This is a genomic window from Streptomyces sp. NPDC059743 (assembly GCF_042732975.1).
Classification (GTDB): domain Bacteria; phylum Actinomycetota; class Actinomycetes; order Streptomycetales; family Streptomycetaceae; genus Streptomyces.
Window position 1 is genome coordinate 231,007 of the sequence record NZ_JBHWGS010000012.1, and the last position, 12,848, is coordinate 243,854.

A 12,848-nucleotide genomic window follows, 5' to 3' on the forward strand; every position below is an offset into this window, starting at 1 on the left:
AGCAGATTGGGAGGTGCACGATGGGCGTTTTCACGCATCTCCACGTCGCTTCCGGGTTCTCCGCCCGCTACGGTGCCTCCCATCCGCAGGACCTGGTGCGCCGGGCGGCGGAGCTCGGCATGGGCGCGCTCGCGCTGACTGATCGGGACAGTGTCACCGGCGCCGTGCGGCACGCGAAGGCGTGCATGAGCGCCGGGGTACGCCCGATCTTCGGGGTGGATCTCGCCGTCCCAGCGTTCGACACGGCAAAGGCTCCCCGCCGCTCGCGCACACCGGTCCGCGGTGGTGGGCACGTGGCGGAGCCGCACTTGAGAGTCACGCTGCTGGCAGGCTCCGTGAGCGGGTGGGCGCGTATCTGCCGCCTTGTCTCCGCGGCCTACGCGCATCCGGTCGACGGCTTTCCGGTCGCCTCCTGGGAGGGGCTGCGGGAGGGCCTGGGCGAGGACGTGGTGGCGATCCTCGGGCCGACCTCCGAGCCTGTACGTGCGCTGGCCGCCGGGCGGCCAGACGTCGCGGAAAGGCTGCTCGTCCCGTGGCTGGAGATCGCGGGCGAGGGACTTCTTCGGCTGGAGGCCGTCGCCTACGGCCTGCCCGGGCTGGGCGCAGGATCGGTGCGGTTGGCCGCGCACACCCTTGCTCTGGGTGACCAGCTCGGCATCCCGACGGTGCTCACCAACGCGGTGCGCTACGAGCGGCGCGAGCAGCACCGCCTGGCCGACGTACTGGACGCCGCTCGGCTGCTGCGTCCGATCCCGCAGCGTGGACCGCTCGACTCGGGCGAGCGGTATCTGAAGTCCGGAGCCGAGATGGCCGAGGTGGCCGTGCGGGTGGCTGCGGCCATGAGCGCCTCGGCCAGTCGAGGGCGGCGTCTGATCGAGGAAACGGCGGCTACTGCCGAGCAGTGCACGGTGGACCCGGTGCGCGACCTCGGCCTGGGGCGAGCGCACTTCCCCGAGCCGCACGTGGTGGGAGCCGGCACCCGGCCGGGGGACGGGATGCGGCTGCTGCGGCAGCGCAGCGAGGCCGGGATGACCGCCCGCGGCCTCGACCGAGATGTGCGGGCGATGGATCAGCTCGGCTACGAGCTCGGGGTGATCGAACGCCTCGGATATGAGGCGTACTTCCTCGCGGTGGCCCAGGTCGTTGCGGAGGTGCGGGCAATGGGTATTCGGGTCGCCGCCCGCGGCTCCGGCGCCGGGTCCATGGTCAACCACAGCCTTTTCATCGCCACAGCCAACCCGCTCTCGCACCGGCTCTTGTTCGAACGCTTCCTCAGCGAGCGCCGCACTTCCTTGCCGGACATCGACCTCGATGTCGAGTCCGACCGGCGCCTGGAAATCTACGACCGGATCTTCGAACGGTTCGGCTCCGAGCACGTGGCGGTCACCGGGATGCCGGAGACCTACCGCGCCCGTCACGCCCTGCGCGATACCGGGCTCGCGCTCGGGATCCGCCCGCAGACCGTCGACCGGATCGCCAAGAGCTTTCCGCACATCCGCGCGTGCGACATCGGCTCCGCGCTGTCCGAGTTGCCCGAACTGCGGCAGCTCGCAGCCGAGGCCGACCGGTACGGGCCGCTGTGGGAGCTGGCCGAGGGCCTGGACGCGCTGCCGCGCGGCTTCGCCATGCACCCGTGCGGCGTGATCCTTTCCGACGTGAGCCTGCTCGATCGCCTCCCGGTGCAGCCCGCTCCGGGAGGTGCGTATCCGACGGTGCAGGCAGACAAGCACGACGTCGAAGACCTCGGCCTGCTGAAGCTCGATGTCCTCGGCGTGCGCATGCAGTCGGCGATGGCGCACTCGGTCGCCGAGATCCGCCGCACCACGGGCCGGCACATCGACCTCGACAGTCCCGACCACGTCGACCTCGCCGATGAAGCCACCTTCGAACTGATCCGCAGCGCCAAGGTGTTGGGCTGCTTCCAGATCGAGAGCTCAGGGCAGCAAGATCTCATTGCGAGACTCCAACCACGGCACATGCAAGACGTGATCGCCGACATCAGCCTCTTCAGGCCCGGCCCGGTCAGCGGCGGGATGCCCGCGAAATTCATCGCCGCCCGTCACGGGGCCGAGGAGGCTCGTTATCCCCACCCAGACCTTGTGCCGATCATGGATGACACGTACGGGGTGGTGATCTGGCACGAGCAGATCATGATGATCCTGGCCACGATGACTGGCTGCGACCGTGCCGCCGCGGACGTCGCCCGCCGCGCCCTCGCCGACGCCGAGCGGCTGCCGAAGGTGGAGGCGTGGTTTCGCCGCTGCACCGGCGAGCGCGGCTACACCCCGGACGTGATCGGCGAAGTCTGGGACATCATCAAGGAGTTCGGGGCGTACGGATTCTGCCGCGCGCACGCCGTGGCCTTCGCGATCCCGGCCGTCCAGTCGGCGTGGCTCAAAACGCACCACCCTGCCGCGTTTTTCGCCGGGCTGCTCCAGCACGACCCCGGCATGTGGGCGCCCCGCGTCCTGGTTCAGGACGCAAAGCAGTTCGGAGTGGCGATCCTGCCAGTCGACGTCAACACCTCCCGCAGCGCACACAGCGCCGAGCCGACCGCGAACGGCTGGGGCGTACGGCTCGCGCTGTCCACGGTGCGCGGGATCACCGAGGCGGAGAGCGCCCGCATCGAGGCCGGCCAGCCGTACGCCGGACTGCAGGATCTGTGGCTGCGCGCCCGCCCGTCCCTGCCTCTCGCCCAGCGCCTCATCAAGATCGGAGCCCTCGCTCCGCTGCAAGGCGAGCTGACCCGGCGAGATCTGCTGTTGCAGGCCACCGAGTTGCACCGCTCCGCACACAACCGGACCACGATCGACGGCCAACTGCCGCTCGGCGATGAGACGCACGCGGGCGAGCCGGCCGGGCTGCCAGAGATGACCAGCCGTGACGTGATGAGTGCCGAAATTGACGTGCTCTCCATCGACGTCAGCCGTCATCTGCTCGAACACCACCACCGCCTGCTCGCCGAGCTTGGCGCGACCGACGCCCGCCACCTGCAGGCGATGCACCGCGGACAGCAGGTGCTGGTCGCCGGCGTGCGGGCATCGACCCAGACGCCGCCAATCCCGTCCGGCAAGAGGGTCATCTTCGTGACCTTGGAGGACGGCTCCGGGCTCGTGGACCTCGCGTTCTTCGAGGACTCCCACGACACCTGCGCGCACACAATTTTCCACTCCGGCCTGCTCCTGGTCCGCGGAGTCGTCGAGAAACGCGGCACCCGGCGCACCGTGGTCGGGCAGATGGCCTGGGACCTTGAGGAAGTCGCTACCACCCGCCGCGACTTGGGCCCCGAAGCCGCCCTTGGCCTGCTCGGCCGCACCACACCCGCCCCCACACCTGCCCGCAGTAACAGCACGCCGGGTGCGGGCCGGACACTCGAAGACGGAACGGCTGGGGCAAAACTCAACGCCTGGAGCGATCTACAGCCCGCCGGGTCTCGCTCCGCCGACCTGCGACGCCTCGGACATCGATCTCCAGGTTCTCCAGATCTTTAGATGTCTCACGAGACAGCGGGCGCATCTCTGGCTGAGCTTGATGACGAGCGGGGTCACCGTCGTGGCGTAAGAGGTACGACGATCGCCGACTGGTTCGAGAAAGACCCCCGAGAGCGGCCCCATCATCCGACATTCCGTTCAATGGACGAACGGCCGAAGAGGAAACTGCCGCAGCAAGGTTCGGGACACAGACGCCGGGTCAGTCGAGCTGCCGGTCTGTGGCAACGCGGCGTGAACGGGGTCACCATCGGGCGCGCAGCACGCCGTCGCTGTCGGGCAGGGCGGCGCAAAGAAGCGGGTGGCGTTCGTCGAGGTACATGGGCAGGGCGCAGGCCGCCCGGGCGCGGGCCACCAGGGTGGCGAGCTCTTGGTACTCGGTGTCATCGACGACCGCGTGTCTGATCGTCCCGTCCTGTGCCTCCCAGACGAACTCCGCGGATCCCTCCTCTGGCAGCGTGGCGAGGACCGCGCCGACATCGGGATTCAGGTCCGGCCAGACGGTCAGCAGGGCGCGCGGGCTGAGACCAGTACGCACCGCGTCGAGGTTCTCCGGCGTGAGGCGGTGGAAGCGTGCAGCGTTGCGGACGTAGCCCTCCTCCAGGAGCACCGCCTTCCGTGAGGCCAGCACGGTGCGCACGCGCGCCCAGAACCCCTCGTCGGCCGCCTCCGTCACGTCCGGCTCCTCCAGCTCTGCCGCGTAGGGGGAGGTCGTCATCGGTTCCGGGAAGAGACCGAGTTCCCGTGTACGGGCCACGGCTTCCTCGCAGAGCCGGTTGCTGCCCACGTACACGTACTGGTCCCACCCGACATGCACGGTGAATACGTCCCCCGCCTTCAGACGACACCAGGCACCTTGTTCGCGGAGCATGGCCCGTACCAGCTCCAGAGCTACCGGAAGGGAGACCTCGGCCCCGTCGTGGTAGCCGGCGAGGTCGGGCGGGAAGAGCCCGCCGAGGCCATGTCTCCCATCCGACGGCTCCACGCCGAAGTGGACGAAACCGGTGACTGCAGGCTCGCGGATCTCCAGTCGATCGATGCCCGAAGCCTCCGCGAAGGCGGCGATCGCCGCGAGGTACGCGGCTTCGACCGGCCCATGATCACTGACCGCCTCCTCGGCACCGGTGTAGTGGCTGTGTTCGTCACGGTCGGCGGGGTCGTACTTGGTGATCCGGTAGACGAAGGACGGCGGCACGTTGCTCCCTGCGCGGTCAAGCGGGGTGCCAGCGCAATTCCCCGGCCTGAACGGATGGTCGACGATCGAGTAGAAATGGGCTTTCCAGTGCTGGGTATCAGCTGCTGAGGTCGAACACGCCCCAGGTTGTGAACGGCTCGGCCTGGACGTAGATCCTGTTTCCTCGGCCGACAACCCGCCGACGGCCGGGGGCAGAGCCATCGGGCAGGGTGAGCAGCCCGACGTCCGTTGACTCGACGGATGTTTCGATGATCTCTCCGTGGGCAAGTCGGTCCCGCTCCTCGCCGTAGCCGCCGTAGAAGGCGACCCGCTCACCGTGGACGGCCACCGCTTTGGCGCCCCGTACGCGGTTCGCCCACACCCTCACGGGCCGATGGGTGCGGTCGGGGCGGATCTCGACGAGCGGGAAGTCCGTGTATGGGCACGCCCAGGCGGTGGTGCCCGACACGTTCAGGGCGTAGCAGTCGAAGAGACCGGGGATGCCGGCGTCGTCTGACGTCCAGGTGTGCCGACCTGTGGAGCTCCAGCGGTGGATCCCGATCGGGTTCTCGTCGAAGTGCCCGACCCAGATCTGGCCGGCCTCGTCCACGAGCAGGTGCTCGATGGCGTCCCCGACGGAGAAGGACGAGGTCTCGTGGCCGAGCGCGTCGAAGATCTGGACCTGATGCGTGTCCTCGTACCGGCGGACGCGAGACGCGGCGACGACAAACCCGCCGTCGGGCAGGCGGTCCAGGTGCGGCCAGCGGGCTTGCACGGCGCTCAGCTCGGTGAGTTCGACGTTGCCGCCCGGATCGACGGAAACGACCAGCGCGTCAAAGGGCAGGACATCGCCGCCGGGCTGCGGAGCGCGTTCGGCAAGCAGCCAGTGGGCGGCGCCGTAAACGTCGATGGTACTGGCCAGGACGTGGCGGTCGTGGTGCGCCTGGGGCAAGTGGGCGTAGGGAACGAGGACGGTCTTCTGCACGGTGGGCTCTCCTGAGTGGGCGGTCGGTCACGGCCATCGGGCACTGCGGTGCGGCGATCGGCGGCGCGCGAGCGGTGGAGAGCAGAGCGGGGCGCCTAGAGGGCGTGGCCCTTTCTGGTCGTCATGAGGTGATCCTGGTCGACATCCGACCCAGGGACAAGCCATTTCGGGTGTAACTGAGCGCTCCAGTTGGCACCGTTCGCCAACTGGAGCGCCCAGTCGGGTGTCAGCAGAACCAGACGACGAGGCGTACGTTGTCCGGGCCGTGGACCTCGCTGAGAACAGACATCACGCGCCAGACCCGACCCCAGTCGGTGTCGGTCCCCGCAGCTGCGGCGCGGCTTCGTGTGCCGGAGGCGTCTGTCTCCTGCCAGTCGGTGGCCTCGAGCTCAGCCCAGGTCAGCCAGGTGGTTCCGTGCACGTCGTCCGGGCCGCCGTAGGCCAAGAAGTCCCTGCGCAGCCCATCCGAGGCGTCATGTGGGAAGCCGCGCCCTTCGGCCAGGGGCCGGAAGCCAAAGGAGTTGCGAATGCCGAAGAGACAGGCCAAGCCGTCGTAGGCGTTGCCCCTGTTGAGCAGGAAGAGGTCGATGCCGGCTTCCCATACCGAGTCCTCGTCCTCCGGTCCCCACAGCCGGGCCCCCGGCCGACACTCGATCACTCCGCTGACATCGGTTGACATGCCCGCGATCCTGCCCCGTGCCCCACAGTCGCTGCATGCGTATTTCGCTTCGGCATAAAGCGCGACTACGCCTGATCCGTAGATCCAGGCAGTCGGAGATGAGCTCCGTGCCAACTGAGCTGCCATCTGGGCCCAGGTAGGCACCACGGAGCCTGTGAGCCGGCAGCTTGCGCGGAACAAGCGCCAGAGGGCGGAGGGGAACGGGCAGGGGCGAAGGCACCGATCGGACAGCGGCTCATGCCATGGTGACGTCCATGCCACCCTCGGCCAGGGTTTCAAGGACTGCGGTGAACAGATCGTAGGGCTGGCCGTCCGGTGTGAGGGCGTGGGACAGGTGCTCGCGCGCGGTCGCGGCGTCTCGCCAGAGCAAGGCGGCGGGGGCGGTGTAGCCGAAGGTGCCGCGCAGGCAATCGTCGAGGGCGGCGAGGCAGCCGCCGAAGTAGCCGCCGGGTCCGTTGACCGCCTCGCCGAGCGCCAGATAGAGAGCTGGTTCGTCGGTGATGTACCGGCCGTCGAGTTCGTAGGCGTGGCCGGCTGGCCGGTCACGGTGGGATCGTCGACAAGCCCGCTCGCGCACAAGGTCATGCCAGGCCCCGCGGCGGCGGGTGTCGAGGCTGGCCCAGGTGTTCACGGCGGCCGGTGGTCCAGCGAGCCACCGTTCCCAGATCGGCCGAGCGTATTCGGGGACCGGTGTGAAGCGGCCTCCATCGAGCTCAAGGTCGATCAGGTCCGCCCCGCAGGAGGATGGGCGCCAGGCGCTGATCGTGGCCCACAGCAGCCGATCGGTGAGCAGCTCGCCTCGGCCGTCCCGTATCTCCAGCGCGGCCTCCCCCAGATCCAGCGCCCGCCGGGTGCCCTTCGTCAATGCCGCCCTGAGCTGATCACTCTGCGCGAGCCCTCGCAGGACAATTGGTGCAGGCATCTGGTCGGGCGACAGGATGCGGGTAAATTCCCGGCAGGAGCCCAGCCAGCGATGCCCGTCGTGCACGCGAACGCGACCCCTGTACCCCTCGGGCGGACCTTCGTAGTCGTCCAGGCCGGTGAGCACCAGACTGTCCGTCCCGGGGGGCTGCCCCAAACTCTCCGCGTCCTCCAGCAGCCAGGCATCGAATGCCTCGTCCTCCGGCACCAGCCACACCCTGCTGCCGGCCCAAGCGGGCACGCCGGATCCCTCCGGAACCCAGCCGAACAGCTCGTACGTCCCGCGCCGGGATTCTCCGAACAGCCCCTCCACCTCGGCGCAGACGCCCCAGACATGACCGTGCTCCGTCTCGGTCAGCGCGTAGGGCGCGCTCCCGCGCGACTTCTCGTCTTCATGCACAGCGGAAATCATGCCGCGACCACGTTCGGACGACGAGGCCAGGGCCGCAGGGGGCCGTTCCTGGCTGACGGCGCACGTGTCGGTGTCAGTCGGCACGACTCGATGTCATCTATCTCGAAAAGTCACACAGGCTCGAACGTCAAGGGCAGTCCCCGCTCACCTCGCGATGTTCGATTTATGTTCGATACATTGATCTTAGAGGTGCACCTGCAGCCCTCGAAGCACTGTGAGAGGCGGATGGTCATGCTGCTGCGAACGGCGTGCGTCTCGTGGCCCATGGCGACAAACCCGTCTGCAGCAGGGAAACGAGACACTCTGAGGCATCTGGAGAATCCCGGATCGGCGGGGTGAGCGCCATGACCACCCGAGCCCGGAGCATCCTGCGCATCCAGCTCCACGACCTCGGCCCGGCCGGCCAGGAGACGTACGAGCAGGCCCTCGCGCTGCTGCGTGATCTCACCCCGCTGGTGCAGGCCCTCCCGCCGGACGCCGCCGACCTCGATGTCACCGGTGCCCTGCGGTTCTTCGACCGGGACACGGGTGGCCTGGCGGCCATGGCCGCACTCCGCCTGGCCGCACATCTCGGGCTACGCGTGACGATCGGCGCCGGCCCGAATCGGATGCTGGCCGCGATGGCGGCCGCCACGACCGCCCCCGGCCAGGTCACCATCGTCGCCCCGGCTCCCGAGGCAGTCGCCGCGTTCCTCCATCCCAAGCCCGTCGGCGCCCTTTCCGGGGTCGGCCCGGCCACCGCTCGCACGCTCGGGGAATACGGCCTCCACCGCATCGGCGACCTTCTCGACGTTCCGCTGCTGACGCTGCAGCGCATCCTCGGCAAGACCACCGCCGTGACGCTGTCGGAACGGGCCCGCGGCCTGGACACGCGCCCGGTCACCTCCGAGACGGCGCCCAAGTCCACCGGCTTCTCCTACGAGTTCAGCCACGATGAGCTCGACCCCGCCGCACACCGCCGGGCCCTGCTCGACCTCTGCGAACGTCTCGGGCTGCGGCTGCGCACCACCGGCCAGGTCGCCGCGCGGCTCGCGCTGAGCATCTCGTACGCCGACGGCGCCACGACGCAGCGCTCGCGCACGCTGGAGGAGTACACCGCTCACACACCGGCACTCAGCACTGCCGCGTACGACCTGTATGCCTGCCTCGGGCTGCAGCGCGCCCGTGTCCGCACGATCACTGTTCGCGCGGACCTTACCGATGCCCAGTACGCCGTCCAGCGGCTGCTCCTGGACCCGGCGGACGGCAAACGGCGCCGCATCGAGCAAGCCGCCGACAGGGCACGGACCCGCTTCGGGGATCAGGCGATCCGCCCGGGCACCCTCGCCCAGCTGCGGTGGTGACCGCGGCCCTCCATCTGATCTGGTGGGCCGAAGGGAAACCGGCCGCCCACCTGGACGACGGCCGGGTCATCGTCGTCGCCCAGCCCACCGGCACGCCCGTGTCCCACCTCGTGACCCGGGCACCCGTCAGACCACAACGGAGCGGACGTGACGGCGCGGGCATGGGTTCCATCCGCTGACGGGACCGCCAAGCTCTTGGGCCCTAAGGACTCCTTACATAATAAGTTAGCGGGAATGACTGTCTGTCAGAGAGACGTGGAGGTGGGGGTGGGGGTGGGGTGCGTGACGGCTCGCAGCCGACCCGGCCTGCGACGGTTACTGCGCAGGAGAACTACACGCATGCTGTTCGGTGCCGTTCTCTGATCCCGTTGAGTGGTTCGGGACGGGGGCCGGGGAGGTGGGCGGGTGCCAGGTGAGAATCCAGCCGGCGGTAAGCGCCGTCGCGCCGCCTGCCAGGGCGATTGCGCCGCCTGTTCCGATGCCTGCGGCCACCGCGCCCAAGCAAACCGGTCCGACGCCCTGTAGCGTCATGCTGCCGGAGCCGAGCAAGCCGAAGGCCTGACCTTGGCCGTCCTGCGGCAGGGCGTCCAGGAACGGGCGTTGCAGGCCGAGACCGTAGGCGTATCCGAGGCCGCTGAGCAGCAGCAGACAGGACGAGACGCTCACTCCGGGCTCGGCAGCGAAGCCGATAAGCGGCAGCCCCGCCAGCGCGATCAACGGGACTACCAGTCGCTCCCGGGTGGACGGCCGTAGGAGTCGGCCCACCAGAAGGTCACCGACAAGCATGCCGACCGGCAGACATCCCATCAGCACCGCGTACCAGCCGGGCGCGAAGTGGCGTTCTCCCGCGTAGGCGACGATGATGCCTTCCGCGCCCGCTACGAATGCGACGGGTAGCCACTGGGCCAGCATCAGTCGTCGCACTGTGCGTCCGCGCAGCAGCAGGCCTGCACCATGCAGGCTTGCACGGACGGCCCCGCTATCGCCCCCAGCGCTGCCGGGTGTGCCGCCGAACTCTCCCGGCTGCAGCCGGGGTAGCCGGATGCGGATAGCAAGTGCGCAGCCGAGGTAAAGGACGGCGCTGACCGCGAGTGCCCGGCGTGGGCCGAGTGCCGCGACGATCGCACCTCCCAGCGCCAGGCCGAACAATTGCGCGCCGGCGCCAGCGATGTTGTTCAGTGACCGGCCCAGTACATAGGCGTCGCCCTCCAGCGACTGCGCGACCAGCCGACTCGACGCGCCGTGAAACACCGGTGTGGCGAGGGAGACCAGCGCTACGACACTGAGGCTTGCCGCGATCGGCATTCGCACCAGGGCGAGCAGCAGGGCGGCGGCGCACGTCAAGGCGTAGCCGCCGGTAATGAGCGCGCGGGGCGGCAGTCGGTCGGCCAGTGAGCCCAGCAGCAGCGAGCCGAACAGCTGCGGGATGAAGCCGATGCCGAAGGCCACTGCGCTCAGCAGCGGGGAGCCGGTGGCCGCGAAGACCAGCACCGAGAACGTGGTGATCCGCAGCGCGTCCGCAGTGATCGAGACGGCGCGTGTTGAGAAGAGCAGCCGGAATCGCGGCTCGGCCAGCACCTCCCGGTAGGTGGCACGGTGGTTGCCCTGTGCGGGTTCGGCGGTTGGAGTCATGACGCGCAGCCTCGCCGTGCGCCCACTCCGCTCACCAATGGTTCGTCGCTCGACGAATCGGAACGACGTCCCGCGCTAGCCTGGCAGGGTGCTGCGCTTCGAAGTCTCCGTCGAGGACCTGCTGCGCAGCCGCTTCGCGCTGTCGCCCGCGCTGGACCTCTGCTTGCTGCTGCGCTCGCTCATCGGCCAGGGCCAGCCGCTGCCGCGAGCTTGGGCCGCCCGGCTCCTGCCGGCCTTTGAACGGCTTCGCCGCGACACCGAACTGGACGCCGCCCTCGCTCTGCAGGCCTTGCACGGCGGACCGAACTTCGTCGCCCCGCCCCCGCGCGGTCTCAACCAGACCTGGGCGGACGACCTGGCCATGATCAGGGCCACGCCGCTGGAAGCGGCCCGCCGCGAATTCGCCACCACCGCGACCGGCCCGTCCGCCCGTGATCCCCGCGTACGCGCGGTGCTGGACTCGCCGGACGCCGTCTCCAGGATCGCCGAGGCGATGGACCAGGCATGGCACGAACTGCTCGCCGCGGACTGGCCGCAACTACGCGCGATCTGTGAGCGCGATGTCGTGCACCGGGTGGGTGTGATCGGCGAACACGGATGGGCCGCGACCATCGAGAGCCTGCACCCGGGCATCGCCTGGCACGCAGGCGGTATCGAGATCGACTTCTTCCGAGGCGGAACAGTCCGCCTCACCGGCGATGGGCTCCTGCTGATCCCTTCGGTCTTTGTCGGGCATATCGCAGCCCAGTTGGAAGACCCCTGGCCCAGGACCTTGGGCTATCGTGCCCGCGGCACCGCTGCTCTGTGGGGCGAACAGGAAACCGTCCCCCAACCGGACACGCTGACCGCTCTGGTCGGCCGGTCCCGAGCCCGGCTGCTGTTGGCGCTGGACGCCCCGGCCAGTACCAGCCACCTCGCCCGAAGCCTCGCCATGACACCCGGCGCGGTGGGAGACCACCTCGCCATCCTGCGAGGCGCGGGACTGCTCGTCCGCGCCCGGTCCGGACGGTCCGTGCTCTACCGCCGCACCCCGCTCGGCGAGGCGCTGGTCGCCGGTTCGGGCTGAGGGATCAGATCAGCACTGCTTTTGAGGCGCCGCCAGCAGACGATTGCGCGGCCGAGGGTGAGGAAGGCCTGGTGGATGTCGGCGCGGATTTCCCTTCACAGCCCAAGATCCACTTTCGATACACGGCCTACCTACCGCGGGAGTTCACGGTGTTCCGCTCCTATGACCTGCTTCCCCTGCCACCGGCGGGAGGCCGCTGCTGAACTGGGAGTGCCCGGACCACACCGTCCTTCCCGGCCGACTGCCTCAGCTGCTGGTTCTCGACCTCCAGCACGTGGACCACACGCGCCATCTGTTTGACGTCCAAACGCAGTTGGTTGTGCTCGTCGCGCAGGCCCGAGAGCCTTGTCTTGAGCTCCTCGTTCTGCCGCTTGAGGCCGTCGAATGCCTTGGGCCGTGCGTCCTGCATGCGCACCAGGGCGTAGAAGAGGTCCTTAAGCCCCGTGTGCTTGTGGGTGAGCTTGTTGCGTTTCAGCCCGGCTTCCTCGGCCAGGGACTTGATGGTCAACTGCCCGTCGGAGTGCAGGGGGGTTCCGATCAAGAGGCGGACCATGGCGTCGGTGATCGCCCGGATCTCTGCGGCGTCGCCGGGGTGCGCCGAGGCTGCCGCATCGGCGGCCATCGTGTAGACCCGCCCGACTGTCTCCGCGATTCCCGCAGCGGCCGGCAGCGCGGCGTCGTCCTCGGTGAGTTCTCGTTCAGAGACTGGCGCTGATCCGGGTTCTGTCGTCACGCGCTGTCCTTGTGGTCAGGGTCGACCGCGGCGGCCTCGTGCTCCGTGATGATCTGCTCCTTGCTGGTGCGGCAGAGCTCAAGCCGTCGGCGCAACGGGTACGGAGTGAGAGGATCCTGGCAGTCGGCGTCGATCTCCGCGATCTGCTCGCGGGCACGTTCGATGTGGGTGTCGGTGCGGGAGATGTTCGCGCAGGCTGGATTGCAGCGATTCCAGTTCGGAGTGCGCAGCGATGGCTTCCTGCCGACGGCGAGGTCGCTGTCGCACAGTGCCTTGTAGGGATCGAGGTTGCAGGTCAGCAGGGCCTGTGGGTCCTCGAAGATCTGGAGCCGGGGATTTCGGCGCAGGCTCTTCATCTGCCCCTTGGTGGCGAACCCGCCGCGGTATCGGGTGTTGAATTCCTCCACGGTGGCCA

11 protein-coding genes are annotated in these 12,848 nt (G+C 68.9%); 4 read left to right on the forward strand and 7 right to left on the reverse strand.

The genetic code is table 11. The annotated features are described in order from the left end of the window. Positions 1-20: 20 nt before the first annotated feature. Positions 21-3,491 (forward strand): DNA polymerase III subunit alpha, encoded by a 3,471-nt coding sequence (locus tag ACFV6H_RS22660; protein WP_385544926.1) that lies wholly within the window; start codon positions 21-23, stop codon positions 3,489-3,491. A gap of 241 nt (positions 3,492-3,732) precedes the next feature. Here the strand turns inward: ACFV6H_RS22660 and ACFV6H_RS22665 are convergent, their stop codons facing one another. From ACFV6H_RS22665 to ACFV6H_RS22680, 4 genes are all read right to left on the reverse strand, one after another. Further along, positions 3,733-4,683, reverse strand: coding sequence for an RNA-binding protein (locus ACFV6H_RS22665; RefSeq protein WP_385544929.1), 951 nt, complete (start codon positions 4,681-4,683; stop codon positions 3,733-3,735). 97 nt (positions 4,684-4,780) lie between these two features. Then, positions 4,781-5,647: a hypothetical protein gene (locus ACFV6H_RS22670; RefSeq protein WP_385544932.1), complete on the reverse strand. Its 867-nt coding sequence runs from the start codon at positions 5,645-5,647 to the stop codon at positions 4,781-4,783. 226 nt (positions 5,648-5,873) lie between these two features. Next, positions 5,874-6,326, reverse strand: a complete 453-nt coding sequence (locus ACFV6H_RS22675) for a hypothetical protein (RefSeq protein WP_385544935.1) — start codon at positions 6,324-6,326, stop codon at positions 5,874-5,876. Positions 6,327-6,561: 235 nt separating this feature from the next. Beyond that, the gene (locus ACFV6H_RS22680) at positions 6,562-7,659 is read right to left on the reverse strand and encodes a barstar family protein (RefSeq protein ID WP_385544938.1); all 1,098 of its coding nucleotides are present in this window, start codon (positions 7,657-7,659) and stop codon (positions 6,562-6,564) included. Between the two features lie 335 nt (positions 7,660-7,994). Between ACFV6H_RS22680 and ACFV6H_RS22685 the strand changes: the two genes are divergently transcribed. Continuing rightward, positions 7,995-9,002, forward strand: a complete 1,008-nt coding sequence (locus ACFV6H_RS22685) for a hypothetical protein (RefSeq protein ID WP_385544941.1) — start codon at positions 7,995-7,997, stop codon at positions 9,000-9,002. Further along, entirely contained in the window at positions 8,999-9,181 is a 183-nt protein-coding gene (locus ACFV6H_RS22690; protein ID WP_385544944.1) for a hypothetical protein, read from the forward strand. The genes ACFV6H_RS22685 and ACFV6H_RS22690 overlap by 4 nt, the downstream gene beginning before the upstream one ends. A 136-nt stretch (positions 9,182-9,317) precedes the next feature. On the opposite strand, the gene ACFV6H_RS22695 is transcribed toward ACFV6H_RS22690, so the two are convergent. Beyond that, positions 9,318-10,634, reverse strand: a complete 1,317-nt coding sequence (locus tag ACFV6H_RS22695; protein ID WP_385544947.1) for an MFS transporter — start codon at positions 10,632-10,634, stop codon at positions 9,318-9,320. Between the two features lie 88 nt (positions 10,635-10,722). Here ACFV6H_RS22695 and ACFV6H_RS22700 point away from each other — a divergent pair, with 88 nt between their 5' ends. Further along, positions 10,723-11,700, forward strand: coding sequence for an ArsR/SmtB family transcription factor (locus tag ACFV6H_RS22700; RefSeq protein WP_385544950.1), 978 nt, complete (start codon positions 10,723-10,725; stop codon positions 11,698-11,700). A 160-nt stretch (positions 11,701-11,860) separates the two neighbouring features. On the opposite strand, the gene ACFV6H_RS22705 is transcribed toward ACFV6H_RS22700, so the two are convergent. After that, a complete protein-coding gene (locus tag ACFV6H_RS22705; RefSeq protein WP_385544953.1) occupies positions 11,861-12,433 on the reverse strand; it encodes a hypothetical protein in 573 nt (190 codons plus the stop codon). After that, positions 12,430-12,789, reverse strand: a complete 360-nt coding sequence (locus ACFV6H_RS22710) for a hypothetical protein (RefSeq protein ID WP_385544956.1) — start codon at positions 12,787-12,789, stop codon at positions 12,430-12,432. The genes ACFV6H_RS22705 and ACFV6H_RS22710 overlap by 4 nt, the downstream gene beginning before the upstream one ends. Between the last annotated feature and the right edge of the window lie 59 nt (positions 12,790-12,848).

What these genes read in the sequence shown, in the direction of transcription:
- ACFV6H_RS22660 (WP_385544926.1), top strand. Translation starts at nt 21, where the DNA reads ATGGGCGTTTTCACGCATCTCCACGTCGCTTCCGGGTTCTCCGCCCGC.
- ACFV6H_RS22710 (WP_385544956.1), bottom strand. Translation starts at nt 12,789, where the DNA reads ATGAAGAGCCTGCGCCGAAATCCCCGGCTCCAGATCTTCGAGGACCCA.
- ACFV6H_RS22680 (WP_385544938.1), bottom strand. Translation starts at nt 7,659, where the DNA reads ATGATTTCCGCTGTGCATGAAGACGAGAAGTCGCGCGGGAGCGCGCCC.
- ACFV6H_RS22675 (WP_385544935.1), bottom strand. Translation starts at nt 6,326, where the DNA reads ATGTCAACCGATGTCAGCGGAGTGATCGAGTGTCGGCCGGGGGCCCGG.
- ACFV6H_RS22695 (WP_385544947.1), bottom strand. Translation starts at nt 10,634, where the DNA reads ATGACTCCAACCGCCGAACCCGCACAGGGCAACCACCGTGCCACCTAC.